We start from the raw sequence: 22,735 nt of genomic DNA, 5'->3' as shown, positions 1-22,735 counted from the left end.
ATCAAATCGAGTTTAAGATCGACCTACAGGTAACTTTGAAGTATTGATACAGTTAACATCTAATTAGGGGACTGCGGCATAGACTGAAAAGGACTGACCCTAAAGGGTAAGCAGATTCATCCCACGACTAAAAGCCCAGGGCTTTCTTTGGGATTTTCTGTAAACGGTAGTCTTCCATTGGAATGAGGTTGAGAGATTGTTGGTGGAGTGCGATCGCCTTTAAATTTGAGCCAGAACGATCGCCCGATTTACTAAAAAAACACTCGGCTAACAGATCGCCCGCTGATCGCAGTCTCCCAGCCACTCCAGCAACCAACGGCACATCAACCAACGAGGGCGATTGTTGCAGTTGCGTGAGAAAGAGAAAACCACTTGCAGCTTGCTAATGCGACTGCTGGTTGGAGGTACGACATTAATTGTTAGCGTCGGTGTCTAGGCAGGAATTTAAGCGCCTTGAAAGCTTTACCAAGGTGGATTGAATATCAAGCTAGCAATTCCTCAAAGTCTATTTTATAGAGAAGCTACTACCATGTCTCTGCCAAACTCATCCCTGAATCTATTTAAACTTAAGCGCAAACTTTCCCTGCGATCGCTCTTGATTGTCCCGTTTGTTGTACAAATCTTTGCAGCAGTTGGATTAACGGGATATATTTCTCTGAGAAATGGACAGAAGGCAGTCAATGAAGTTGCCAGTCAGTTACGACAAGAGATGAGCTATCGCCTCAACCTGCAAGTTCTAAACTATGTGGAAAAACCTTATATTGCCGGACAAGTGATCGTAGCTGCCGCCCAAGAGAGTCAGCTTGATTTAACAGATTTCACCAAACTGGAACGAACTTTGTGGCGGTTAGTCAGCCAAAATACCCTCGAAGACGTGCAAATTGGTTTAGAGGATGGAATGAATATTGCCCTAGAGACAACAATCAATGACGGCATCGTTTCTCGCCTCAGTGACAAAGCGCGTCTACCTCAACGCCAATTCTACAAACTTGACGATCGAGGTCAACGAGTCGCACTGCTCAAAACTCAGGCAGAGTTTGACCCTCGGACTCGACCCTGGTATCAAGTTGTACAGAAAGCTGGAAAATCAGCCTGGACATCTGTGCCCTACGTCAGCAGTTCGTATCAATCGGCTACGCTGGCTCTATCCCAGCCGATTTACAATCGCGATGGAACGTTACTAGGGGTGCAAAAAAGCACCTTTCGGCTGGACAAGATTCATCGTTTTCTGAGCGAGTTGAAGGTGGGTCAAACGGGACAAACGTTTATCGTAGATCGATCGGGCAATCTGATTGCCAGTTCCATGATCAAACAGCCTTACATTCTGGATCTTAAAAATGAGGAGTTGCAACAAATTCCTGCCGTCAAGTCTGAAAATCTTGTAATTCGTACCACCGCGCAAGCCATCCTCGATCGATTTGGCAACTTCAACGCTATTGCACAGAATCAACAGCTTGATTTTATGCTGGCCAACCAACGGCAGTTCGTGCAGGTTTCCGCCATTCGAGACGAACGAGGTATCGATTGGTTCAGCGTCGTTGTAGTGCCTGAATCAGATTTCATGGCACAAATCAATGCCAATACTCGCACCACAATTTTGCTGTGTCTAGGGGCTTTGGTGGTGACGACTATACTGGGTCTTTTTACTTCGAGTTGGATTACCAAACCGATTTTGCAGCTACAAAAAGCCAGTCAGGCAATTAGTTCGGGACAGTTGGATCAAACACTTCAGGTGCAAGGCATTAGTGAATTAGAATCGCTGGCAGATTCCTTTAATCAGATGGCGAGTCAACTCAAAGCCTCCTTTATCGAACTGGAAAGCCGTGTTGAGGAACGCACCGCAGAACTGAAAGAAGCAAAACTGGTAGCCGATGGCGCAAACCAAGCAAAAAGCGAATTTCTTGCCAACATGAGCCACGAACTCCGCACTCCCCTCAACGGTATTTTGGGCTATGCTCAAATCCTCAACCGCAGCAGCGCATTGCCAGCGAAAGAACGTCATGGGGTAGAAATCATTCACCAGTGTGGTTCTCATTTGCTGACGCTGATTAACGATGTGTTGGACTTGTCCAAAATTGAAGCCGGTAAATTAGAACTCGCACTTCAAGCGATTCACTTTCCCTCATTCCTCCAAGGTGTCGCTGAAATCTGCCGCATTCGTGCCGACCAAAAAAACATTGGCTTCGTTTACGAGCCCGATCCACATTTGCCTGAAGGGATTTTTGCCGATGAAAAACGGCTGCGTCAGGTGTTACTCAACTTGGTGGGAAATGCGATTAAATTCACCGACAAAGGTTCTGTCACGCTCAAGGTTGCCGTAGTTGAGAATCCTCCCAATCCATCCACTCCTGCTTTCAAATTTCAAGTTGAGGATACGGGTGTAGGAATTGCGCCCAATCATTTGGAGAAAATTTTTCAGGCTTTTGAACAAGTGGGCGATCGCCAGCGCCAAGCCGAGGGCACCGGTTTAGGACTGGCAATTAGCCAAAGAATTGTCCAACTTATGAACGGACAAATCCAAGTTAACAGCCAACCCGGAGTCGGGAGTGAGTTCTTTTTTGAGGTGGAACTGGCGATCGCCACCGATTGGGTACAGCAAAACTCCTTCACAACAGGAAAACAAATTATTGGTTACGAAGGACAACGACGCAGCATACTTGTAGTAGACGATCGTTGGGAAAACCGAGCCGTTCTGGTCAACTTGTTAGAGCCGCTAGGATTCCAACTTAGTGAGGCAGAAAATGGACAAGCAGGATTGGAAAAAATACGACAGTCTCAACCTGACTTAGTGATTACAGACTTGGCAATGCCAGTCATGGACGGCTTTGAACTGCTCAAACAAATTCGGAGTGCAAAGGATTTGCAACACCAGAAGATCGTAGTCTCTTCTGCATCAGTATCACAAGCCTATCGACAGATGAGTTTAGATGCAGGGGGAAATGATTTCCTGGCAAAGCCAGTGGAAGTCAGTGAATTATTTAACCTCTTAGCCACTCATTTGGAATTAAAATGGAAATATGAAATGACCGGCTCCAACGAGTCTGAACCATCCACTCCAACCACTGCATTAGAGAACCCAGAAGGGATGATTATTCCTTCTGCGGTAGACTTAAAAAAGTTACTAGAATTGGCACAACAAGGCAACTTAAAACGGCTACGATCGCACACAGAGCATATTGCTCAATCTAACCCTCGCTACGCTAATTTTGCCTCAAAAATTCTTCAGTTGGCCAAGCAATTTAAAGCCGAAGAGATTGAAGAGTTGCTACAACAACATCTCACAGAGAAGAAAGCCGATGTCTAGTCCTGAATTAATTCTGGTAGTGGATGATACCCCTGCAAACTTAGAAGTAGTTTGTGAAACTTTAAGTGATGCGGGGTACGAAGTAGCAACCGCAATCAATGGCGATCGCGCTCTTAAGCGAGTCCAAGCTTATCCTCCGGATCTGATCTTACTCGATGTTCAAATGCCAGGAATTGACGGCTTTGAAACCTGCAAGCGTCTGAAGGCAGATCCGAAAACCGCAAGTATTCCCATCATTTTTATGACCGCTCTCTCCGATGCCGATAGTAAGGTGAAAGGATTTGTCCTGGGTGCTGTGGACTACATCACCAAACCCTTTCAAGAACAGGAGGTGCTAGCACGGGTAAAAACTCATTTGCAGCTACGGCAGTTAACTAAAAATCTCGAACAGCGTGTAGCTGAGAAAACCGCTGATTTAGAAGCAGCACTCACACAACTGCAACAGTCTCAGCTTCAGTTAGTCCACACCGAAAAAATGTCTGCTTTGGGCAATTTAGTGGCGGGTGTCGCGCACGAAATTAATAACCCGCTTGGCTTTATTGCTGGTAATCTGAAACCCGCTCAGGATTGTATAAAAGACCTCTTTCAAGTTATCGCTCTCTACCAAAAAGAACTCCCTTATCCAAGTGCCACGCTACAGGAGTTCCTGGAGGAAATAGACTTGGAATACTTACAAGAGGATTTACCCAAGTTAATTGATTCGATGCAAGAAGGAGTCGATCGCATTCACACAATCAGCACCAGTTTAAGAACCTTCTCGCGTTCGGATTGCGATCGCCCCATTCCTTACAATATCCACGACGGGCTTGACAGCACAATCTTGATTCTCAAGCATCGCCTCAAAGCCAACGAATGTCGCCCGGAAATTGCAGTCATCACAGACTATGGCGATCTGCCATCGGTAGAATGCTTTGCGGGACAGTTGAATCAGGTATTTATGAATGTGCTGGCAAATGCGATCGATGCCCTTGAGGAATCAAATAAAGGACGCAGTTTTGCTCAGATCAAAGCCAACCCCAACCAGATTACTGTCAAAACCCAATTGTCGGAATCTCAGGCAGTGATCCGAATTCAGGATAATGGGATTGGCATTACGGATGCGGTGAAGCCAAAAATCTTTGAGCATTTGTTTACAACCAAAGGCGTGGGGCAAGGAACAGGGCTGGGATTGGCGATCGCTCATCAAATCGTAGTCGAGAAACACTCTGGAACTCTAGAAGTTAACTCAACTTTAGGTGAAGGTACAGAGTTTGTGATTTCAATTCCGGTGAGGGCGATCGCTGTAAAAGACATTCAGGCAAGGATCTGCGTTGACGCAGTATAACAAATCGTTGCAGCGGCAGCAGAAACCTGATTAATCCCCTCTTCAAACCCTCCAAACTATTGATATAGTAGTAAGCTGAAGTGCATTTAAATTGTAGAGTCAAATTTAAGAAAAGTCTTGTGGGGAGTAGGGGTTGGGCGTCTCGCCCGCCCAAAAAATACAATTTAGATGCCCAACAGCTTACGCGGTGCAAAAAACGGTAAACCATGACAGCCACAAATCTCGTCAATAAATTTGAGTACAAACCCCTATACAAACCAAATCAATTAATTTGTGGAACGGGGCAAACAGCCATTGTCAGCGGCTGGACAGTAAAAAGTGCGATCCTTTCCAAGGGCTGCGCTAACGGCAAAAAATTACAACCCAACGAGTTTGCTGTCATCGGACAACTATACTCTCCTACTCGCGGCATCAACTTCTTAATTAGAAACTTGCTGTGCAATCCCCACGTCCGCTTTTTAGTAATTCTCAACGCTACCAAAGAAGACAGCAACTCCGGTGCTGCCGCGTGCTTACTCGACTTTTTTCGCAACGGCTTTGAAGCGGGAAAAAGCGATACTGGTAGAGATTGCTGGCTAATTAAATCTTCAATATTTGGCTACATTGATATTGAAATAGCGGCAGAAGCCTTAGAACTATTGCGTCATTCAATAGAATGGAAAGAAGCCCAAAATATAGCCGACACAGTGACCTTTGTCAAGTCTTTTTCCGAAAAAGAATCTGTGGAACCTTGGGGAGAACCCGTAACTTTTCCGTTAGTCGAAATCGTCCCGACTGTACTCCCCGGCCAGAAATACGGACACAGAATCGAAGGCAAAACTATCGCCGAAACTTGGGTAAAAATTATCCACCGAATTAAGACCACCGGCACCTTGCGGCCGACTGGTTACGACGGACAGTGGCAAGAATTAATCGACTTAATGGCAGTGATTACAGATGAACCTGCGGAGTTCTATTTTCCTGAACCGAATTACTTACCAATAGACCGTGATTTTCTCGAACAGTACAAACCGCAAATGCTGGAAGATGCCCCATATAACGAAGGCATTAAATATACCTACGCACAGCGGATGCGGTCGTGGTTTGGACGCGATCAAATTGAAGAAGTTATTGCCAAACTAATTAAGGAAATTGACGCGGCAAGTGCTGTAATTAGTTTGTGGGATGCCGGCGGAAATATTAACAGAAGGCCTGACGGTTCCTCCGACCACCAGCACAGCGGCAGTCCTTGTTTAAATCACATTTGGGTGCGAGTTGTGGATGAGGAAATATCGCTAACAGCAACTCTCCGCAGTAACGATATGTTTGCGGCTTGGCCGGCAAATGCAATGGGCTTGCGGGCTTTGCAGCAGCACATTCGAGATGAAATTGCGAGGCGTTCCGATTATAATTTGACAATGGGCCCGTTGGTAACGCTGAGTCAATCGGCTCACTTGTATGACGATACCTTTGAAAATGCCGATCGACTTATTCAAACCCAATATGCTAAAATCTGCGAAGATAGAGACTTTTTCGATGCAGCGGGCAATTTTTTAGTTGAAGTAGCAGACAATCAAATAGTTGTCACGCAAACCACTCCGGGCAGCGGCGAAGTTGTCACCTGTTATTCTGGAAAAAACCCTCTCAAGTTAGTGCGAGAAATTTGTGCGGCTTCCCCTGCCATCCAACCCGATCATATTGGTTATTTGGGAATAGAATTGCAAAAGGCGGCCGAGTGTCTGAAAACGAGCAAGCAATACATCCAGGATAGACGATGAATTTAGAAGAAGACAGACCGACTTGGGATGAATACTTTTTAATGTTAGCAAAATTGGCTGCTACTCGATCGACTTGTTTGGCTTTTCCTGTAGGCGCCGTGATAACTAAAAACAAGCAAGTTTTAGCAACGGGTTACAACGGTTCGCCGTCAGGTTCGGCACACTGTACTACTCAAGGCTTCTGCTATCCAGGTTTGAGTAGTTGCGACGCGAGCAAAACTTTGCCCTCAAGGGCGGTTCACGCGGAAGCAAATGCGATCGCCAAAGCTGCTAAACACGGTATATCTACTGCTGGGGCTAGTATTTACGTCACCTTAGAACCCTGCATCTATTGTTTGAAATTAGTCATTGCGGCTGGAATTCGAGAAGTGTTTTACGAAACGAGTTTTAACAGCGGAGAAAAAGCTGCTTTGAGAGATACTTTTATCAGTGAAGGTATTGTTGAGTTAAAACAAATTCAGCTATCTGAAGATACAGCAAAAAAGGCGGCTTTGTTTTTGTTGAATCCTACATCTGTGGCCAAAAATTTAGTATAGGATCAATCCTCCCCGTGGTTGTGGCAGCCACAGGAAATAACTGTGCTGTGTTCCTATAAATGATATTTATTTGCTGGCAATTTGTAGGGATACGGCACTGCCGTATCCTAAATCCCGCGTGATATCATTTCCGGTTACACTCATACATGATGTTGACGGTTGACGGTTGACTGTTGACTGTTGACTGTTGACTGTTGACAGTGAACAGTGAACAGTGAACAGTGAACAGTGAACAGTGAACTCGGATTTACTATTCCGATGCTAACGGATTTGATATGATACAAGTGATATTTATTTTACCCTTTGTAAAGACACAGCACTGCCGTGTCCTTACCACAAATAGAGATGGCAATTAACCCAAAAACGTCCTGACAAATTGTGAATACCGTGTAGTTCAATCAATCAAACTCATTCACCGCTTGCAAATAGTCGATCGCCGCATCTATCCTCGAAGAATACTTAAAAGCAAACTGATCGAACCAATATCCCTCATCGGAATTTTTATCCAACTTTTTCAGCCAAACCTGAGCTTGCCTAACTTTCTGTCTGTGCGTTTGTACGTCCAACTGCTGCCCCGCCACTTTTTCTGCTGGCTGCGGTTCCAGTGAAGCCACTGCCTGAGCTTGATTTTGTGCTTCGTGCTCAGCCTTAAGCGGTTGCTGTGAAACTGCTTCCTGAGCTTGATTTTGTGCTTCGTACTCAGCCTTAATTTGAGCTAAATCCTTATCCAAAGAACCAGCATACAAATTTATATCTGATGTTTTAAATGTTTGATTTGACGGCACTGCTGCTTGTGGCACAGGCGCTTGTGCTTGCACCGGCGTCTGACTTTTCAACTCAGCATTTTTTTGAGATGCTTGATACTCTGCCTTAAGTTCACCTAACAGGCGATCGATAGATTCCATAACTTAAACCCCCTAAAAAATGCTGCTGGGCCAACTAGCCCAAATATAATCGCGTGAACTTCGCCCGCCTCCTCAATCAGTTATTGCATTCAGCAATACCTCTGTCAGGGTCATTCCTTCAATATCATCCATCGTGACAGTATCAACGATATCGAATTTAGCCCCGGCGCTTTGCAGTTCGTCATCCAATATTTTGAGAAACTTAGTAGCTTCCGGCGCATTCCCTACTTGAATGAAAGAAATCGCCAGCTCTTCATCTCGATCGAGCTTCCGCGAAGCCTCTATAATGGTTTTCATCACTTCTTTGCGATCGTCCGGTTCCCCGTCCGTCACCACTAATATTGTTTCCCCATTTTGCTTGGTCTTACCGGATGCTTTGCGCTGAAAATAACTGTTCAGGGCGTCTTGCAGAACAGCAGCTAAATTCGTAGTTCCCGAAGGTTCGTTTTCTTGGAAAATTTGCACGACTTTAGCTGCTGTTACGTTGTCATATCGCTTGAAGCGACCGGAAAACACATAAACTGTTATGCCATCAGGATCGAGTTCTTCGCATTTATTCGCCAATGCGATCGTCGATTCTTGCATGAGCGCCCACCGACTTTTACCGCCTATCTGGTCTTTTGTGTACATACTGCCGCTTTTGTCAATAATTATGGTATAATCGCGGTTCTGAAGCATAAGATTTTTCCTGTTAATTAAGTTCCAAAAATATCAAAACCAGCGAGCAGAAGCTGTTGAGCTTTAGTTGCTCGCTGCGTTTTTTAGTTGATTTGCGATCGCAAATACCGGAATTTAAGCTGCAACTAAAGCATCTTTAAGTGGCTTCCAGCTAAAAGCTCGATCGCCCCCCATCTCAACTGCTATTTTAACTCGCGGTTCTAACGTCGGCAAAACAGTCAAATACTCAATCTCCTGACTCGACAAAATCTGCCCTTCAATAATCCACAGCACCAGTCCTTTTGCTTTCGGCGGCAAATTGTCTAATTGAGTTTGCAACAGCGGCGGCACGAAGTACGTATAACCCACAGCCCCTTCATTTCCAGTAGTTTTTTTGCCCAAATGCGGCGGCCGCACGCCGTGAACCCCGGTCAAATACATCGCCAAATCACCCAAACCCCGCGCCGAAATCGTGTACCCACCGTAGCCCGCAGCCCTCAGCCTGCGGAGGTAGCGCCCCTCAAATCCTCCCTCTAAAGGAACGTACAGGGCCAGCGACCCCGACTTTTCCAAATCCCGAATTAGATCAGATCCCGTCGTAATCAGTCCCATAAATTTGTGTTTCCTGCTGTATCAAAATTTGGTCGATCGCTGCTTGCGAGCTGGAAATATTATAAATGCTAAAGTTGAGCCGAAAAATTCTCATCCGGGCCTTGACAAACGCCAAACACTTCATGTACTATTGTGAATTGTCGCCGTAAAGGATACTGAGTAGTTTGCTGCTCAAGTCCTGGCGCAAACAAGCAAGACCGAGACAAAACTCGGAGATCTAGCAGGTAAAAAGCCGCGAATCTCAACCCTTGCAAGACTTCCACAAGCTCGCTCCCAAATTTAAAACTCAAATTTTAAACACCGAGGAAGGCTGTTGGTTGATAACAGTTAATTGCAGGAACACTGAAATAAATGTTTCTGCACAAGAGCAAGCGGATTGACGAAAACTTCGCAATCCGAAACCTCTTGCGTAAATAAAAGGAAGAAAATCCGTGTCTGTAGGCATTCTTGGCACTAAACTAGGCATGACTCAAGTGTTTGACGCCGAAGGGAGAGCCATCCCCGTCACCGTCATACAAGCAGGGCCTTGTACAGTAACTCAAATCAAAACAAAACAAACTGACGGCTACGGTGCCGTTCAAGTTGGATACAACGAAGTCAAACCAAAGGCTCTCAACAAGCCAGAACTAGGACACCTTGCCAAGTCGGGGGCGAATCCACTGCGCCACTTGCAGGAATACCGATTGGAAGACACCAGTTCATTTGAATTAGGTCAACAACTAAAAGCAGATACCTTTACACCGGGACAAATAGTAGATGTCATCGGTACAAGCATCGGTAAAGGTTTTGCAGGTTTTCAAAAGCGCCACAACTTTAAACGAGGCCCCATGTCTCACGGTTCCAAGAACCACCGCGAGCCTGGATCGATCGGACCTGGAACTACTCCTGGTCGCGTTTATCCCGGTAAAAGAATGGCAGGACGTATGGGCAACGTTCAAGTCACCGTCCGCAAACTAACAATTGTCCGGGTGGATACAGAGCAGAATTTACTGCTAATTAAGGGAGCAGTTCCCGGCAAAGCTGGCGCCTTAGTCAATGTTGTGCCTGAGAAAAAAGTAGGACGTTAGTCAGTAGTAAGTAGTCAGTAGTCAGCAGTCAGTAGATAGTGGTTGGCCGTTAGTAGCAAGCAATAACTAAGAACTAAAAGCTGAAAACTAAGAGCTGAAAACTAAGACCTGAGAACAGACAACAGACAACAGACAACAGACAACAGACAACTAACAACAGACAACTAACAACAGACAAAGGACAAAAGATATGGTTAATTGTGTAGTCCGAAATTGGCAAGGCGAAGAAGTTGGGGAAACAACTTTAGAACTGCGCGTAGCCAAAGAAGAAAATGCGTCTCACATCGTTCACAGAGCATTGACGCGGCAACTGAATAACGCTCGTCAAGGAAATGCTTGCACCAAAACTCGATCGGAAGTCAGAGGCGGTGGCCGCAAACCCTGGCGTCAAAAAGGCACGGGTCGAGCCAGAGCAGGTTCTATCCGTTCTCCGCTGTGGCGGGGCGGCGGTGTCATCTTCGGGCCAAAACCGAGAGACTTTGAAGTCAAAATGAACAAAAAGGAACGCCGTCTCGCTTTGCGGACAGCATTCCAAAGTCGCACCGAAGACATCATTGTGGTTGAAGAATTTGCAGAGCAATTTCCGAGACCCAAAAGCAAAGAATTGCTGAGTGCGATCGCCCGCTGGGGCATCGAACCCGATACAAAAGTTCTGTTAATCTTGCCAGAACCGCAACCAAACGTCTACTTATCAGGACGCAACATCGAATTAGTAAACGTCATCTTGGCAACATCCCTGAATGTTTACGACGTTCTCGCGGCTGACAAAATTATCGTCACATCTACAGCCATAGCTAAAATTCAGGAGATTTACGGTGAGTAAAATCGACCCCCGCGACTACGCAGATTTGATCCAGCGTCCGATTCTCACCGAGAAAGCTACCCGAATGATGGAATTAAATCAATTCACATTCGACGTAGCCCCCAAAGCGACCAAGCCTCAAATCAAAGCTGCAATCGAAGAACTATTTAAGGTCAAAGTCATCGGCGTCAACACCCAAAACCCGCCGCGCAAAAAGCGTCGAGTTGGCAAATTCGTCGGCTTTAAACCTTGTTACAAGCGAGCAACCGTAACTCTGACCGACGGAGACTCGATCCGCAAACTCCTATTCCCAGAAGTCTAGACGATTTTGGATTTTAGATTTTAGATTTTAGATTTTAAATTGCGGTTAACTGGTGAAAATTCTCGAACCAGAAGACTCGTAAGTTAACCAAAGATCGCCAATCTTCAACCTAAAATCTAAAATCGATAAACGTCAAATCCAAAATCCAAAATCCAAAATCTAAAATAGATCGATTATGGGCATCCGTTCTTACCGACCTTATACCTCCAGCACCCGAGAACAAACCGTCTCGGACTTCGCTGAAATTACCAGATCAGAGCCAGAAAAGTCTCTAACCAGCAACAAGCACACCAAACAAGGCCGCAACAACCGAGGCGTCATCACCTGTCGCCACCGGGGAGGCGGTCACAAACGGCTTTATAGAGACATTGACTTCCGCCGCGACAAACACAGCATTCCCGCTACCGTCAAGGCGATCGAATATGACCCCAATCGCAACGCCCGCATCGCCCTCCTGTTCTACAAAGACGGCGAAAAACGGTACATCCTGCACCCGCTCAACTTAAACGTCGGTACAGTAATTGTCTCAGGCCCAGACGCGCCGATCGAAATCGGTAACGCCCTCCCCCTGAAGAACATTCCCCTCGGTACCAGCATCCACAACGTCGAGCTAGTACCCGGAAAAGGCGGACAAATCGTTCGCTCCGCCGGCTCCAGCGCTCAGCTAATGGCAAAAGAAGGTAGCTACGTCACCCTCAAACTGCCATCCGGCGAACAGCGCAAAGTCCGCGCCGACTGCTACGCCACCATCGGTCAAGTCGGCAACACCGACGCCAGAAACATCAGCCTGGGTAAAGCCGGCCGCACCCGCTGGAAAGGTCGCAGACCCACCGTTCGCGGTAGCGTCATGAACCCGGTAGACCACCCGCACGGCGGTGGCGAAGGCAGAGCTCCTATTGGGCGTCCGGGGCCTGTCACTCCTTGGGGTAAACCAGCATTGGGTGCAAAAACTCGACGCAAAAACAAGCGCAGCGACGCTTTAATAGTCCGGCGTCGCCGCAAAGCTTCCAAGCGCGGCAAGGGCGGCAGACAAAGCTAGTCATCAGTCAGCAGTCTTCAGTGCTTAGTTATTAACTGCTAACTAATGACTGAGGACTGATGACCAATGACTGCTTAATTCTGACTAATGACTCCTGAATTACTAAAAAAATCATGTCTCGATCGCTAAAAAAAGGGCCTTTTGTCGCAGATGCTCTGATGACAAAAATCGAAAAACTCAACGCCGCCGGCCAAAAACAAGTAATTAAAACTTGGTCGCGCTCTTCCACAATCCTGCCCCAAATGGTAGGTCACACGATCGCCGTTCACAACGGCAGACAGCACGTACCCGTCTACCTCACCGACCAAATGGTAGGTCACAAACTTGGAGAATTTTCCCCCACTCGCACCTTTAGAGGTCACGCGAAAAGTGGTGATAAAAAGGCGAAAAGATAGCCGAATTAGGTGACAGGTAATAGGTAGTCGGAAAAAAAAAATTACCAATTACCAATTACCTTTTGCCCAATTACCAATTACCAATTACCGAAATCGAAATGGCTATAGATACCACATCCGAAATTAAGGCGATCGCCCGTTACATCAGAACATCCCCCTTCAAAGTGCGCCGAGTCCTCGACCAAATTCGTGGCAAAAGCTATCAAGAAGCGCTGATTTTACTCGAATTCATGCCCTACCGCGCCTGCGAACCAATCGTCAAAGTTTTGCGATCGGCAGTAGCCAACGCCGAACACAACGCAGGATTGGATAAATCCAAGCTAGTAGTGTCTCAAGCTTACGCAGACCAAGGCCCAGTCCTCAAACGCTTTAGACCCCGCGCTCAAGGTCGCGCCTACCAAATTCGGAAGCCAACCTGTCACATTACCGTAGTAGTAGCTCCGCTCCTAGAAAACTAAACCAGGGAAAAACGTAATAGGTAATAAACAGCTTAAAGTTGAAAAAAATGGGTAATCACAAATTACCAATTACCAATTACCAATTACCAATTACCAATTAACTCATCAACTATTATGGGCCAAAAAATACATCCAATTGGTTTTCGCCTCGGCATTACCCAAGAGCACCGCTCTCGCTGGTTTGCTGATCCCAAAAACTATCCAGAACTCTTGCAAGAAGACTATAAAATTCGCAAGTACGTTCGTAAAACCCTCAGCAATGCTGGGATTTCCTCGGTCAGAATTGAGCGGAAAGCCGATCAAATCGACCTAGAAGTCTTCACCGCCAGACCAGGCGTTGTCGTAGGCCGCGGCGGAGCAGGCATCGAAACCTTGCGCGTCGGTTTGCAGCAGCAACTCGGTAGCAACCGCCAAATCCGCATCAACGTCGTCGAAGTTCAGCGAGTAGACGCCGATGCCACACTGATCGCGGAATACATCGCTCAGCAACTAGAACGGCGCGTATCCTTCCGCCGAGTAGTCCGCCAAGCAATCACCCGCGCCCAAAAAGTCGGCATCCAAGGCATCAAAATTCAAGTCAGCGGACGCCTCAACGGCGCAGAAATCGCCCGTACCGAATGGACGCGCGAAGGAAGAGTCCCCTTGCACACGCTGCGGGCTGACATCGACTACTCCTACTGCACTGCTCAAACCATCTACGGTATTCTGGGCATTAAAGTTTGGGTTTTCAAAGGCGAAATTATTCCCGGACAGGAACAAGAGGCTGCACCAAATGCAGCAGTGCCCCGCACCAAACAAAAGCGCCGTCGCCAGAACTTTGAAGATCGATCGAACGAAGGCTAGCTAATTGTTAACTGTTAGTTGTCACTTGTTAATTGTCAGTTGTTCCAAACCAATTAGCAATTAGCAATCACCAATTACCAATTACCAATTACCAATTACCCAACTCCCTTTCGCCATGTTAAGCCCTAAAAGAACCAAATTCCGCAAACAACAGCGCGGGCGAATGAGCGGTGTTGCCACCCGCGGCAACACAGTTAGCTTTGGCGACTTCGCGCTCCAAGCAGTCGAACCCGCCTGGATTACTTCCCGCCAAATAGAAGCCGGACGGCGCGCCATGACCCGTTATATCCGCCGGGGCGGCAAAATCTGGATTCGCATTTTTCCCGACAAACCAGTCACCCAGCGCGCAGCAGAAACCCGGATGGGTTCTGGTAAAGGCTCACCAGAGTTTTGGGTTGCCGTGGTCAAACCGGGCCGGGTAATGTTTGAAATTGGCGGCGTAAGTGAAGAAACTGCCCGCGAAGCAATGCGTTTGGCATCTTTCAAATTACCAATTAAAACCAAGTTCATCACTCGCGAAGAAGACCAGTCATAGCGAAGAGCGAAGGTAGAATTAGGTCTGTATTAATCAGCATTTTAAACGGCTACAGCATTTTAAAATCTGGCTTTCATAACTTTTCTTTCCTTCGACCTTCAGCCAAGCGAGACAATTCTGTCTTCTGTCATACCGCTCGCTAACGAGAAAGCACACAATTATGTCTTTGACCAAGATTAAAGAAGCTAGAGAATTAAGCGATGCTGCAGTAGCAGAGCAAATTTTAGCCGTCAAGCGCCAACTAATGGAATTGCGGCTCCAGCAAGCTACCGGCCGCATGGAAAAGCCTCACCTGTTCAAGCACGCCAAACACCGCCTAGCTCAATTGATGACAGTTGAACGCGAGCGCCAAATCGTTGCTGAGAAAGAAGCAGCAGCAAAATCAGCCGCAGCTAAACAGGTAGCACAGCCTGCTGCAACCGCAGCAGTCAGCCAAGAGTCAGAAGCAGCCGAGCCGACGATCGCACAGTAGCTAAAAACAAGTCAATTGCACAACAAAAATAGGTAGCTATGGCAATTAAAGAACGAGTTGGCGTAGTAGTCAGCGACAAGATGGATAAAACCGTCGTGGTAGCAATCGAAAACCGCTCCTCCCACACCAAATACGGCAAAATCGTAGTCCGCACCAAGCGCTACAAAGCTCATGACGAAGAAAATCAGTGCAAATCGGGCGATCGCGTTCGCATCACTGAAACTAGACCACTGAGCAAAACCAAACGTTGGACGGTTGCTGAGATTTTCGGGACAAAAAACGGCTAACAGTTAATTGCGATCTCGCGATCGCCCGATCGGTACTTGATTAATCAATTAGCCGTCAACAGTCAACAGTTAACAGTCAACAATCACCATGATTCAACCCCAGACATACCTCAATGTCGCCGACAATAGCGGAGCCCGCAAACTGATGTGCATCCGCGTATTGGGAGGCGGCAACCGTCGCTACGGCGGAGTCGGCGATGTTATCATTGCCGTCGTCAAAGACGCCATCCCCAATATGGCCGTCAAAAAATCAGATGTCGTTCGGGCCGTCGTTGTCAGAACCCGCAAAGGTTTGCGCCGCGACAGTGGCATGAGCATTCGTTTTGACGATAACGCCGCCGTTATTATCAACGTAGACGGCAACCCCAAAGGCACGCGCGTCTTCGGCCCCGTCGCCCGCGAACTGCGCGACAAAAACTTTACTAAAATCGTTTCCTTAGCCCCGGAGGTACTTTAAAATGTACGGAAAAAAGGGTAAACCAACTAGCGAGCCGCAGCGCTACAGAATGCACGTCAAAGCAGGCGACACCGTGCAAATAATTACTGGCAAAGAGAAAGGAAAAGTCGGAGAAATCTTAAAGACATATCCTAAAGTCAGCAAAGTAATTGTTAAAGGTGTAAACATCAGAACCAAGCACGTCAAGCCCCAGCAAGAGGGAGAGTCCGGGAAAATACTCACGTTTGAGGCTCCCATTCACAGCTCCAATGTCATGCACTATTCCGAAAAAGAAAAAATAGCTAGCCGCGTTTGCTATACATTTAGCGAAGATGGCCGGAAACTGCGACAGCTCAAAAAAACTGGAGAAATCATCGATAATTAGTCATTAGTCATTAGTCATTAGTCATTAGTCATTAGTCATTAGACAAATGCTTTCCTGACAACAGTCAACGGACAACAGTCAACGGACAACTGACAACGGACAACTGACAACAGTCAACTGACAACTAATAATTCCCTGACCAAGCCCAGGGACAGTTAACGAAACACAAAAACTATGCCGGACAAACTCAAGGTTCTTTATCAAGGAAAAATCGTTCCCACACTGATGGATCAGTTTAAATATACTAATATCCATCAGGTCCCCAAACTCGTCAAAGTCACAGTGAACCGCGGTTTGGGAGAAGCATCTCAAAACGCTAAGGCACTGGATTCGTCGATCAACGAAATTGGCATCATCACCGGTCAAAAACCAGTGGTGACGCGGGCGAAAAAAGCGATCGCAGGCTTCAAAATCCGCAAAGGAGTACCCGTCGGCGTTATGGTGACGCTGCGCGGCGATCGGATGTACGATTTTCTCGATCGGCTGATCAACCTCGCACTCCCCCGAATCCGTGACTTCCGCGGCATCAGCCCCAAAAGCTTCGACGGGCGCGGCAACTACAGCTTGGGTCTGAGAGAACAGCTAATTTTTCCAGAAATAGAATATGACCGCATCGATCAAATTCGAGGCATGGACATTTCAATTATCACCACAGCAAACACCGACGAAGAAGGACGCGCCTTGCTTAAAGAAATGGGAATGCCGTTCCGGGACAACTAAGCACTAGAGTAAGAAGCAAAAGATGGCAGCTAACGATACCATAGCAGATATGTTGACGCGCATTCGCAATTCTTGCATGGCGCGCCACCAAACAACGCAAATTCCAGCTACAAAAATGACCCGCAGCATCGCCCAAGTCCTCAAAAGTGAAGGCTTCATCGGCGAATTTGAAGAAGCAGAAGCAGAAGGGGTCAAGCGACATTTAGTGCTTTCTCTAAAGTACAAAGGTAAAACTCGCAAGCCCATTATCACGGCACTTAAGCGAGTCAGCAAACCAGGACTGCGCGTTTACTCGAACCGTAAAGAATTGCCCAGAGTGTTAGGCGGAATTGGCATAGCCATTATTTCTACCTCCAGCGGCATTATGACCGATCGAGAAGCTCGACGCCAAGGTTTGGGCGGTGAAGTGCTTTGTTATGTTTGGTAGTCATTAGTCATTAGTCATTAGTCACTGGTCGTTGGCAACAGACTCAAAAATCAATCACTAAGGACTAATAACTAAGCACTAATAATCAAGGACTAATAACTAAAAACAAAGGACAAAAAACTATGTCGCGAATTGGCAAGCGTCCGATTAGCATCCCCACGAAAGTCACCGTCACCCTAGACGGTCAAAAAGTAGCCGTCAAAGGCCCTAAAGGTGAACTTTCCCGAGTTATCCCAGCCGAAATCCTCATGGGAATTGAAGGCGAGACTTTACTCGTTACCCGCAGAGACGAATCTCGCGTCGCCAGACAACTGCACGGCTTGTGCCGCACCCTAGTCGCCAACATGGTCGAAGGTGTATCTCAAGGTTTTCAGCGGCGTCTCGAAATTATCGGCACAGGTTATCGGGCACAGGTTCAAGGACGGAACCTGATTTTAAACGTCGGTTACAGCAAACCCGTTGAAATGCCCCCTCCAGAAGGCATCACAATGGCAGTTGAAGGCAACACCAACGTCATTGTCTCCGGCATTGACAAAGAACTCGTAGGCAATACAGCAGCCCGCATCCGTGCGGTGCGTCCGCCCGAAGTCTACAAGGGAAAAGGCATTCGCTACAGTGGCGAAGTTGTCCGTCGCAAAGCTGGTAAAACAGGCAAAACAGGTAAGAAGTAACCGTCAGTAACCCAGGTCTAAAGACACGCTCGCTTGTAGGGGCAATTCCCGCAAGCCATACTGACCAGCCTAAGACTTTCGATGTCTACGTTTTTGGAGTCACGACACCGGGAGAATGCGTAGCTAGTTCCCTGCTCTGTCATTTGCAACTAAACAGTCTTAAGGTCACTGAGATAGTGTTGCAAGTCTAAAAAGCTCTTAAAACATTGGCGAAGCTAACATCACCCCGCAAGGGAGGCTCCGAGGAGCAAATCCGAAGTGTCATTTCTCTCTCAGGTCTAAAGACTCGCTCGTTTCCCATTTACCGAGTATTTATATGAAGCTTACTCGCAAAGAATCAGTCCAGCGCAGACACCGCCGGGTGCGGCGCAAGGTGTTCGGCACCTCCGAACGTCCCAGACTAGCGGTATTTCGCTCAGATCAGCACATCTACGCTCAAGTAATCGACGACACGGCACAGCACACTTTGGCTGCTGCGTCAACCCTCGATCCCGAATTGAAGTCAGCTCTCAGTTCTGGCGGCAACTGCTCCGCGAGCGTGCAAGTCGGTCAGTTGATTGCCAAACGCTGTTCCAGCGCTGGCATAGTCAAAGTCGTATTCGATCGGGGGGGCAACCTCTATCACGGTCGTGTCAAAGCCCTCGCAGAAGCAGCTCGCGAAGCCGGGTTAGACTTTTAGAGGGGGTAATGGGTAGCGGGTAATGAGTAATTAAAAAGTAAAAAGTCAAAAGTTGAAAGTTAAAAGGCAAAATCCAGATTTCTTCTATTTTTACTTTTTACTCAAACAATTACCACTTGCCGATCGCCTTTCACCAATTACTAATTCCCACAGGACAAAACTATGGCAGAACAAAAAGAACAGCGCAACAAGAAAAAAAGCAGCAGCAACAACAAAGGGCGCGAAAAAGAATCCGAATGGCAAGAACGGGTTGTTCAGATTCGGCGCGTTACCAAAGTAGTCAAAGGTGGTAAAAAACTCAGCTTCCGCGCCATAGTCATTATCGGCAACGAACGCGGTCAAGTTGGAGTAGGAGTCGGCAAAGCTAGCGACGTAATCGGTGCCGTTAAAAAAGGCGTCGCTGACGGCAAAAAGCACCTAATTGAAGTCCCCCTCACCAAATCTAACTCCATCCCTCACCCCATCAACGGTGACGGTGGCGGAGCTAAAGTCATGATGCGGCCGGCCGCTCCGGGAACCGGGGTAATTGCAGGGGGAGCAGTGCGAACTGTTCTCGAACTCGCAGGAGTCCGCAATATCTTAGCCAAACAGCTAGGTTCTGGAAATCCCTTAAACAACGCCCGAGCCGCAGTCAATGCCCTCTCCACCCTCCGCACCTTGTCCGAAGTTGCTCAAGAGCGCGGAATTCCAGTAGAAAATCTCTACGGTTAGGGCACGCGAGAACGGGAAACTGTAAGTTTTGAGTGTTAAGTGCTTGCGGTGAAAATAAAAAAATCCGCAACTCAAAACTCACGCACTCAAAACTACTGCGTACCCCCTCTCTAAATACCAATTACCAATTACCAATTACTAAAACTATGAGATTGCAAGACGCCCGACCCAAAGCAGGCTCCCAAAAGCGCCCCCGACGCTTGGGCAGAGGTATTTCTGCCGGTCAAGGCGCGAGCTCCGGCAAAGGGATGCGCGGTCAAAAATCTAGAGCCGGTAGCGGCACTAGACCCGGTTTTGAAGGAGGTCAAAATCCTCTCTACCGCCGTCTCCCCAAGTTGAAAAGCTTCCCTCTAGTGAACCGGAAAGAGTACACTACCATTAATGTAAGTAAATTAGCATCGCTGCCAGCAAACACCGAAGTTACTCTCACCTCTTTGATCCAAGCCAAAATTGTCACCACAGACGATGGGCCGCTGAAAATCTTAGGAGATGGTGAACTGAATGTACCTTTGCAAGTGCGCGCCTCGGCTTTTACCGCAGGTGCTCGCACAAAAATTGAAGCTGCAGGCGGAAGTTGCGAATTAGTTGCGTGAAGATTTGAGGTTTGAGAGTATGTCCAAATCTCAAATCCTCTCTTCTTGCTATCAGAAAATGATTTAGTCGAAAATCCCAAATCTAAAATCCCAAATCGTAACTATGGACGTTAGTAGAGAGAAAGCGCCAACTGCACAAGAGACGTTCATGCAGATGGCTCAAGCTGCTGGTTTACGAGGCCGCATCCTCGTAACCATTGGCTTACTGATTTTAGTACGCCTGGGTGTCCACTTGCCAGTCCCCGGCATCGATCGAGTCGCCTTTGCCCAAAACGTCGAAAATAGCCCTTTAATTGGCTTTTTGGATTTGTTCTCAGGAGGTGGCTTGTCAGCTTTGGGGATTTTCGCGCTGGGGATTTTGCCCTACATTAATGCTTCAATTATTGTGCAACTTCTAACGGCGGCTCTGCCAAGCTTAGAAGAGTTGCAGAAAAATGAAGGAGAAGCAGGGCGGCGCAAGATTTCTCAAATTACTCGCTACGTTTCTTTGGGCTGGGCAATTTTGCAAAGTATTGGCATTGCGATTTGGGTCAGCCCTTTTGCTCAATCTCCATCGCCTTTATTCATAGCACAAACTGCTTTGGCTCTGACAGCCGGCTCCATGTTTGTGATGTGGATATCGGAAGTGGTGACGGAGCGAGGTATCGGGAACGGAGCCTCGCTGCTGATTTTTATCAATATTGTCTCGGTATTGCCGCGCTCTTTGGGACAAACTTTTGAATTGGCTCAAAGTGGGGACACGCAAGTTGTCGGCCGTGTAGTCGTTCTGCTGCTGGTCTTTTTGGTGACGATTGTCGGGATTGTTTTTGTTCAGGAAGGTACTCGCCGCATTCCGATTATTTCGGCCCGCCGCCAAGTCGGCCGCAAAGTTTATCGGGAGAGCCGGAGTTATCTGCCCCTGCGCTTGAATCAAGGCGGAGTGATGCCGATTATTTTTGCATCTTCGGTGTTGATTGTGCCTTCTTTCCTCGCTCAGTCTCTCAATAACCCGTTTTTGGTTCAAGTTGCTAATGTTTTGAGTCCGAACGGGCCGACGCCTTGGGCTTACGCGCTGTTTTATCTGACTTTGATTCTGTTCTTCAGCTATTTCTACGCTTCGTTGATTGTCAACCCCGTAGATATGTCTCAGAACTTGAAAAAAATGGGCGCCAGCATTCCTGGAATTCGTCCGGGTCAGAAAACGAGTGATTATGTGGAGAAGGTTTTGAACCGTTTGACTTTCTTGGGAGCGATTTTTCTCGGTCTGGTGGCCATTGTACCAACTGCTGTAGAAAGCGCGATCGGCGTGCAAACTTTTAGAGGTTTTGGCGCAACTTCCCTACTGATTCTAGTAGGTGTGGCGATCGAAACTGCTAAGCAAATTCAAACTTACGTCATCTCCCAACGATATGAAGGAATGGTGAAGTAATCGCAATGCAATTTATTTTCATGGGGCCTCCAGGGGCGGGAAAGGGAACTCAGGCTCAGATATTAGGCGCTCTCTGGAAAATACCCCACATTTCTACGGGCGAAATCCTGCGCGCCTGCGTGGTGGCGAAAACTGCCTTGGGTCTAAAGGCGCAAGCTTACATGGACAGGGGTGAGTTGGTTCCCGACCAATTGCTGATGGATATCGTGCAGGAACGCTTGAATGAACCGGACGCTAATGCGGGCTGGATTCTTGACGGCTTTCCCCGCACAGTCGCCCAGGCAACTTTTTTAGACAAACTGCTGCTGGAGCTTAGCGGTGCCGAGGGGAGTACACCCAACCCAAAATCGGGTCTCAAAGCTGTTAATCTTGACGTGCCTGACGACATTTTGGTGTCTCGCCTGCTGTCGCGGGGCCGGCAGGATGACAATGAGGAGACGATCCGCCGCAGGTTGCAAGTTTATCGCGAACAAACTGAGCCTTTGATTGATTTTTACAGCGGCCGCCAACAGTTAGTTGCGGTTGATGGCGATCGAGCAATGGAATTAGTCACCGCAGAACTGCAACAATCTCTCTCGATCGACTCTTGAACCCTCTCAATACAGCTTGTTACTCACAAGCTTTTGCTAAGATATGTTAACTAGGAGCTTTTTGTGCTATCAGGTTTTGTGAGGGTTGCTAGAGACCGGATTGAACTCGATACTAATTGCCACAACTTTACTCAAGTAAAGCTAAAGCGATCCGTTGGTTGAGTCAAGAAGTCGAACGAGGCGCCCTAATTATTGCCCCCCGTTCCCGTTGGACTCCTACCAGTAAATAGGTTTTGAGGCTCACGCCGGGACACTCCTAGTTAATCAAATGTAGAGTTGAGGTAAATACCAAATTGTCTAAGCAAGATTTAATTGAAATGGAAGGGACAGTGACGGAATCCCTGCCCAATGCGATGTTTCGCGTTGACCTAGATAATGGGTTTAACGTGCTAGCTCACATTTCCGGCAAGATCCGCCGCAACTACATCAAAATTCTGCCTGGCGATCGCGTCAAAGTCGAATTGACTCCCTACGACTTGACCAAAGGCAGGATTACTTATCGCCTTCGGAAAAAATAGGCTTAGATAAAACTTTCTAAAAACTAATTCTAAGTTTAATTAGAGAGAATTTGGTAAAAAGCTTCAAATTTATGCTATAATGCTACGTTTGTAGTGTTGCCGAGAAGGGCGTCAACAACCCACCGGTGTACCGGGTTAAGTCATTGCTACGCCGTAAAAGTATCGCTCGCCAACATTTTTGTTTTGTGCAGGCGAACTTTACCCCAGCAATGGGAGTGGGTGCAAGCGGGCTCCTTCATGAAACAACCCGCACTTTATACAATTTAATCGAGGAGAGGTCTA

General features: G+C 47.3%; 29 protein-coding genes. 25 read left to right on the top strand and 4 right to left on the bottom strand.

Annotation, left to right across the window (positions count from 1 at the left end; all coding sequences use genetic code 11):
* Positions 1-127: 127 nt before the first annotated feature.
* The gene (locus QUB12_RS09795; protein WP_333306558.1) at positions 128-322 is read right to left on the bottom strand and encodes a hypothetical protein; all 195 of its coding nucleotides are present in this window, start codon (positions 320-322) and stop codon (positions 128-130) included.
* Positions 323-475: 153 nt separating this feature from the next.
* Here QUB12_RS09795 and QUB12_RS09790 point away from each other — a divergent pair, with 153 nt between their 5' ends.
* The 4 genes from QUB12_RS09790 (at position 476) to QUB12_RS09775 (ending at position 6,921) form a co-directional block, all read left to right on the top strand.
* The gene (locus tag QUB12_RS09790) at positions 476-3,304 is read left to right on the top strand and encodes an ATP-binding protein (RefSeq protein WP_333306556.1); all 2,829 of its coding nucleotides are present in this window, start codon (positions 476-478) and stop codon (positions 3,302-3,304) included.
* Positions 3,297-4,628 (top strand): response regulator, encoded by a 1,332-nt coding sequence (locus QUB12_RS09785; RefSeq protein ID WP_333306554.1) that lies wholly within the window; start codon positions 3,297-3,299, stop codon positions 4,626-4,628. Before QUB12_RS09790 ends, QUB12_RS09785 begins: the two co-directional genes overlap by 8 nt.
* Positions 4,629-4,834: 206 nt before the next feature.
* Complete coding sequence (locus tag QUB12_RS09780) at positions 4,835-6,385, top strand: thymidylate synthase (protein WP_333306553.1); 1,551 nt, start codon at positions 4,835-4,837, stop codon at positions 6,383-6,385.
* Positions 6,382-6,921 (top strand): dCMP deaminase family protein, encoded by a 540-nt coding sequence (locus QUB12_RS09775; protein WP_333306551.1) that lies wholly within the window; start codon positions 6,382-6,384, stop codon positions 6,919-6,921. The genes QUB12_RS09780 and QUB12_RS09775 overlap by 4 nt, the downstream gene beginning before the upstream one ends.
* 398 nt (positions 6,922-7,319) lie before the next feature.
* Here QUB12_RS09775 and QUB12_RS09770 read toward each other — a convergent pair whose 3' ends face one another.
* The 3 genes from QUB12_RS09770 to QUB12_RS09760 all read right to left on the bottom strand — a co-directional run bounded on the left by QUB12_RS09770 (position 7,320) and on the right by QUB12_RS09760 (position 9,095).
* The gene (locus tag QUB12_RS09770) at positions 7,320-7,826 is read right to left on the bottom strand and encodes a salt stress protein, Slr1339 family (RefSeq protein ID WP_333306549.1); all 507 of its coding nucleotides are present in this window, start codon (positions 7,824-7,826) and stop codon (positions 7,320-7,322) included.
* 72 nt (positions 7,827-7,898) lie between these two features.
* Entirely contained in the window at positions 7,899-8,504 is a 606-nt protein-coding gene (locus QUB12_RS09765; protein WP_333142830.1) for a VWA domain-containing protein, read from the bottom strand.
* A gap of 114 nt (positions 8,505-8,618) precedes the next feature.
* Positions 8,619-9,095, bottom strand: a complete 477-nt coding sequence (locus QUB12_RS09760) for an NAD(P)H-quinone oxidoreductase subunit N (RefSeq protein ID WP_333306546.1) — start codon at positions 9,093-9,095, stop codon at positions 8,619-8,621.
* Between the two features lie 431 nt (positions 9,096-9,526).
* Here QUB12_RS09760 and rplC point away from each other — a divergent pair, with 431 nt between their 5' ends.
* The 21 genes from rplC (at position 9,527) to infA (ending at position 22,453) form a co-directional block, all read left to right on the top strand.
* Positions 9,527-10,162: a 50S ribosomal protein L3 gene (rplC, locus tag QUB12_RS09755; protein ID WP_333039608.1), complete on the top strand. Its 636-nt coding sequence runs from the start codon at positions 9,527-9,529 to the stop codon at positions 10,160-10,162.
* A 190-nt stretch (positions 10,163-10,352) separates the two neighbouring features.
* On the top strand, positions 10,353-10,985 hold the full coding sequence (rplD, locus tag QUB12_RS09750) for a 50S ribosomal protein L4 (protein ID WP_190657994.1): 633 nt from the start codon (positions 10,353-10,355) through the stop codon (positions 10,983-10,985).
* Positions 10,978-11,286, top strand: a complete 309-nt coding sequence (locus QUB12_RS09745) for a 50S ribosomal protein L23 (RefSeq protein WP_006634999.1) — start codon at positions 10,978-10,980, stop codon at positions 11,284-11,286. Before rplD ends, QUB12_RS09745 begins: the two co-directional genes overlap by 8 nt.
* Positions 11,287-11,461: 175 nt before the next feature.
* Positions 11,462-12,325, top strand: coding sequence for a 50S ribosomal protein L2 (rplB, locus tag QUB12_RS09740; protein WP_333057787.1), 864 nt, complete (start codon positions 11,462-11,464; stop codon positions 12,323-12,325).
* Between the two features lie 113 nt (positions 12,326-12,438).
* Positions 12,439-12,720 (top strand): 30S ribosomal protein S19, encoded by a 282-nt coding sequence (gene rpsS / locus QUB12_RS09735; RefSeq protein ID WP_006634997.1) that lies wholly within the window; start codon positions 12,439-12,441, stop codon positions 12,718-12,720.
* Between the two features lie 98 nt (positions 12,721-12,818).
* Positions 12,819-13,178, top strand: coding sequence for a 50S ribosomal protein L22 (rplV, locus tag QUB12_RS09730; RefSeq protein ID WP_015178707.1), 360 nt, complete (start codon positions 12,819-12,821; stop codon positions 13,176-13,178).
* A 114-nt stretch (positions 13,179-13,292) separates the two neighbouring features.
* Entirely contained in the window at positions 13,293-14,021 is a 729-nt protein-coding gene (gene rpsC, locus QUB12_RS09725) for a 30S ribosomal protein S3 (protein ID WP_242719701.1), read from the top strand.
* Between the two features lie 115 nt (positions 14,022-14,136).
* On the top strand, positions 14,137-14,556 hold the full coding sequence (gene rplP, locus QUB12_RS09720; protein ID WP_333057788.1) for a 50S ribosomal protein L16: 420 nt from the start codon (positions 14,137-14,139) through the stop codon (positions 14,554-14,556).
* Positions 14,557-14,716: 160 nt separating this feature from the next.
* Positions 14,717-15,028, top strand: a complete 312-nt coding sequence (gene rpmC / locus QUB12_RS09715; RefSeq protein WP_333101806.1) for a 50S ribosomal protein L29 — start codon at positions 14,717-14,719, stop codon at positions 15,026-15,028.
* Between the two features lie 38 nt (positions 15,029-15,066).
* A complete protein-coding gene (gene rpsQ, locus QUB12_RS09710; RefSeq protein ID WP_006634992.1) occupies positions 15,067-15,315 on the top strand; it encodes a 30S ribosomal protein S17 in 249 nt (82 codons plus the stop codon).
* Between the two features lie 88 nt (positions 15,316-15,403).
* Positions 15,404-15,772 carry a 50S ribosomal protein L14 gene (rplN, locus tag QUB12_RS09705; RefSeq protein WP_333101805.1) on the top strand — a complete coding sequence of 123 codons (369 nt, stop codon included), beginning with the start codon at positions 15,404-15,406 and terminating at the stop codon, positions 15,770-15,772.
* A gap of 1 nt (position 15,773) precedes the next feature.
* Positions 15,774-16,136 (top strand): 50S ribosomal protein L24, encoded by a 363-nt coding sequence (rplX, locus tag QUB12_RS09700; protein ID WP_333057790.1) that lies wholly within the window; start codon positions 15,774-15,776, stop codon positions 16,134-16,136.
* A 174-nt stretch (positions 16,137-16,310) separates the two neighbouring features.
* Positions 16,311-16,856 (top strand): 50S ribosomal protein L5, encoded by a 546-nt coding sequence (gene rplE, locus QUB12_RS09695; RefSeq protein WP_006634989.1) that lies wholly within the window; start codon positions 16,311-16,313, stop codon positions 16,854-16,856.
* Positions 16,857-16,878: 22 nt separating this feature from the next.
* Positions 16,879-17,283: a 30S ribosomal protein S8 gene (rpsH, locus tag QUB12_RS09690; RefSeq protein WP_190657976.1), complete on the top strand. Its 405-nt coding sequence runs from the start codon at positions 16,879-16,881 to the stop codon at positions 17,281-17,283.
* A gap of 122 nt (positions 17,284-17,405) precedes the next feature.
* Positions 17,406-17,954 (top strand): 50S ribosomal protein L6, encoded by a 549-nt coding sequence (gene rplF, locus QUB12_RS09685; protein WP_333039622.1) that lies wholly within the window; start codon positions 17,406-17,408, stop codon positions 17,952-17,954.
* A gap of 316 nt (positions 17,955-18,270) precedes the next feature.
* Positions 18,271-18,633, top strand: coding sequence for a 50S ribosomal protein L18 (gene rplR / locus QUB12_RS09680; RefSeq protein ID WP_333142828.1), 363 nt, complete (start codon positions 18,271-18,273; stop codon positions 18,631-18,633).
* Between the two features lie 162 nt (positions 18,634-18,795).
* Positions 18,796-19,344 (top strand): 30S ribosomal protein S5, encoded by a 549-nt coding sequence (rpsE, locus tag QUB12_RS09675; protein ID WP_190745441.1) that lies wholly within the window; start codon positions 18,796-18,798, stop codon positions 19,342-19,344.
* 146 nt (positions 19,345-19,490) lie between these two features.
* Positions 19,491-19,937, top strand: coding sequence for a 50S ribosomal protein L15 (gene rplO, locus QUB12_RS09670; protein WP_006634984.1), 447 nt, complete (start codon positions 19,491-19,493; stop codon positions 19,935-19,937).
* A gap of 103 nt (positions 19,938-20,040) precedes the next feature.
* Positions 20,041-21,345, top strand: coding sequence for a preprotein translocase subunit SecY (gene secY / locus QUB12_RS09665; RefSeq protein WP_333142827.1), 1,305 nt, complete (start codon positions 20,041-20,043; stop codon positions 21,343-21,345).
* A 5-nt stretch (positions 21,346-21,350) separates the two neighbouring features.
* Positions 21,351-21,935, top strand: a complete 585-nt coding sequence (locus QUB12_RS09660; protein ID WP_333142826.1) for an adenylate kinase — start codon at positions 21,351-21,353, stop codon at positions 21,933-21,935.
* Positions 21,936-22,228: 293 nt separating this feature from the next.
* Positions 22,229-22,453 (top strand): translation initiation factor IF-1, encoded by a 225-nt coding sequence (infA, locus tag QUB12_RS09655; protein WP_006276978.1) that lies wholly within the window; start codon positions 22,229-22,231, stop codon positions 22,451-22,453.
* Positions 22,454-22,735 lie beyond the last annotated feature (282 nt).

The organism is Microcoleus sp. B7-D4 (assembly GCF_036705125.1).
GTDB lineage: Bacteria > Cyanobacteriota > Cyanobacteriia > Cyanobacteriales > Microcoleaceae > Microcoleus.
This window is presented reverse-complemented; position numbering and strand designations above follow the sequence as displayed.

Bases quoted from the DNA above. Each gene is read 5' to 3' on its own strand.
- QUB12_RS09785 (WP_333306554.1), top strand. From the start codon at position 3,297: ATGTCTAGTCCTGAATTAATTCTGGTAGTGGATGATACCCCTGCAAAC.
- QUB12_RS09780 (WP_333306553.1), top strand. From the start codon at position 4,835: ATGACAGCCACAAATCTCGTCAATAAATTTGAGTACAAACCCCTATAC.
- QUB12_RS09775 (WP_333306551.1), top strand. From the start codon at position 6,382: ATGAATTTAGAAGAAGACAGACCGACTTGGGATGAATACTTTTTAATG.
- QUB12_RS09770 (WP_333306549.1), bottom strand. From the start codon at position 7,826: ATGGAATCTATCGATCGCCTGTTAGGTGAACTTAAGGCAGAGTATCAA.
- QUB12_RS09765 (WP_333142830.1), bottom strand. From the start codon at position 8,504: ATGCTTCAGAACCGCGATTATACCATAATTATTGACAAAAGCGGCAGT.
- QUB12_RS09760 (WP_333306546.1), bottom strand. From the start codon at position 9,095: ATGGGACTGATTACGACGGGATCTGATCTAATTCGGGATTTGGAAAAG.
- rplD (WP_190657994.1), top strand. From the start codon at position 10,353: ATGGTTAATTGTGTAGTCCGAAATTGGCAAGGCGAAGAAGTTGGGGAA.
- rplB (WP_333057787.1), top strand. From the start codon at position 11,462: ATGGGCATCCGTTCTTACCGACCTTATACCTCCAGCACCCGAGAACAA.
- rpsS (WP_006634997.1), top strand. From the start codon at position 12,439: ATGTCTCGATCGCTAAAAAAAGGGCCTTTTGTCGCAGATGCTCTGATG.
- rplV (WP_015178707.1), top strand. From the start codon at position 12,819: ATGGCTATAGATACCACATCCGAAATTAAGGCGATCGCCCGTTACATC.
- rpsC (WP_242719701.1), top strand. From the start codon at position 13,293: ATGGGCCAAAAAATACATCCAATTGGTTTTCGCCTCGGCATTACCCAA.
- rplP (WP_333057788.1), top strand. From the start codon at position 14,137: ATGTTAAGCCCTAAAAGAACCAAATTCCGCAAACAACAGCGCGGGCGA.
- rpmC (WP_333101806.1), top strand. From the start codon at position 14,717: ATGTCTTTGACCAAGATTAAAGAAGCTAGAGAATTAAGCGATGCTGCA.
- rpsQ (WP_006634992.1), top strand. From the start codon at position 15,067: ATGGCAATTAAAGAACGAGTTGGCGTAGTAGTCAGCGACAAGATGGAT.
- rplN (WP_333101805.1), top strand. From the start codon at position 15,404: ATGATTCAACCCCAGACATACCTCAATGTCGCCGACAATAGCGGAGCC.
- rplX (WP_333057790.1), top strand. From the start codon at position 15,774: ATGTACGGAAAAAAGGGTAAACCAACTAGCGAGCCGCAGCGCTACAGA.
- rplE (WP_006634989.1), top strand. From the start codon at position 16,311: ATGCCGGACAAACTCAAGGTTCTTTATCAAGGAAAAATCGTTCCCACA.
- rpsH (WP_190657976.1), top strand. From the start codon at position 16,879: ATGGCAGCTAACGATACCATAGCAGATATGTTGACGCGCATTCGCAAT.
- rplF (WP_333039622.1), top strand. From the start codon at position 17,406: ATGTCGCGAATTGGCAAGCGTCCGATTAGCATCCCCACGAAAGTCACC.
- rplR (WP_333142828.1), top strand. From the start codon at position 18,271: ATGAAGCTTACTCGCAAAGAATCAGTCCAGCGCAGACACCGCCGGGTG.
- rpsE (WP_190745441.1), top strand. From the start codon at position 18,796: ATGGCAGAACAAAAAGAACAGCGCAACAAGAAAAAAAGCAGCAGCAAC.
- rplO (WP_006634984.1), top strand. From the start codon at position 19,491: ATGAGATTGCAAGACGCCCGACCCAAAGCAGGCTCCCAAAAGCGCCCC.
- secY (WP_333142827.1), top strand. From the start codon at position 20,041: ATGGACGTTAGTAGAGAGAAAGCGCCAACTGCACAAGAGACGTTCATG.
- QUB12_RS09660 (WP_333142826.1), top strand. From the start codon at position 21,351: ATGCAATTTATTTTCATGGGGCCTCCAGGGGCGGGAAAGGGAACTCAG.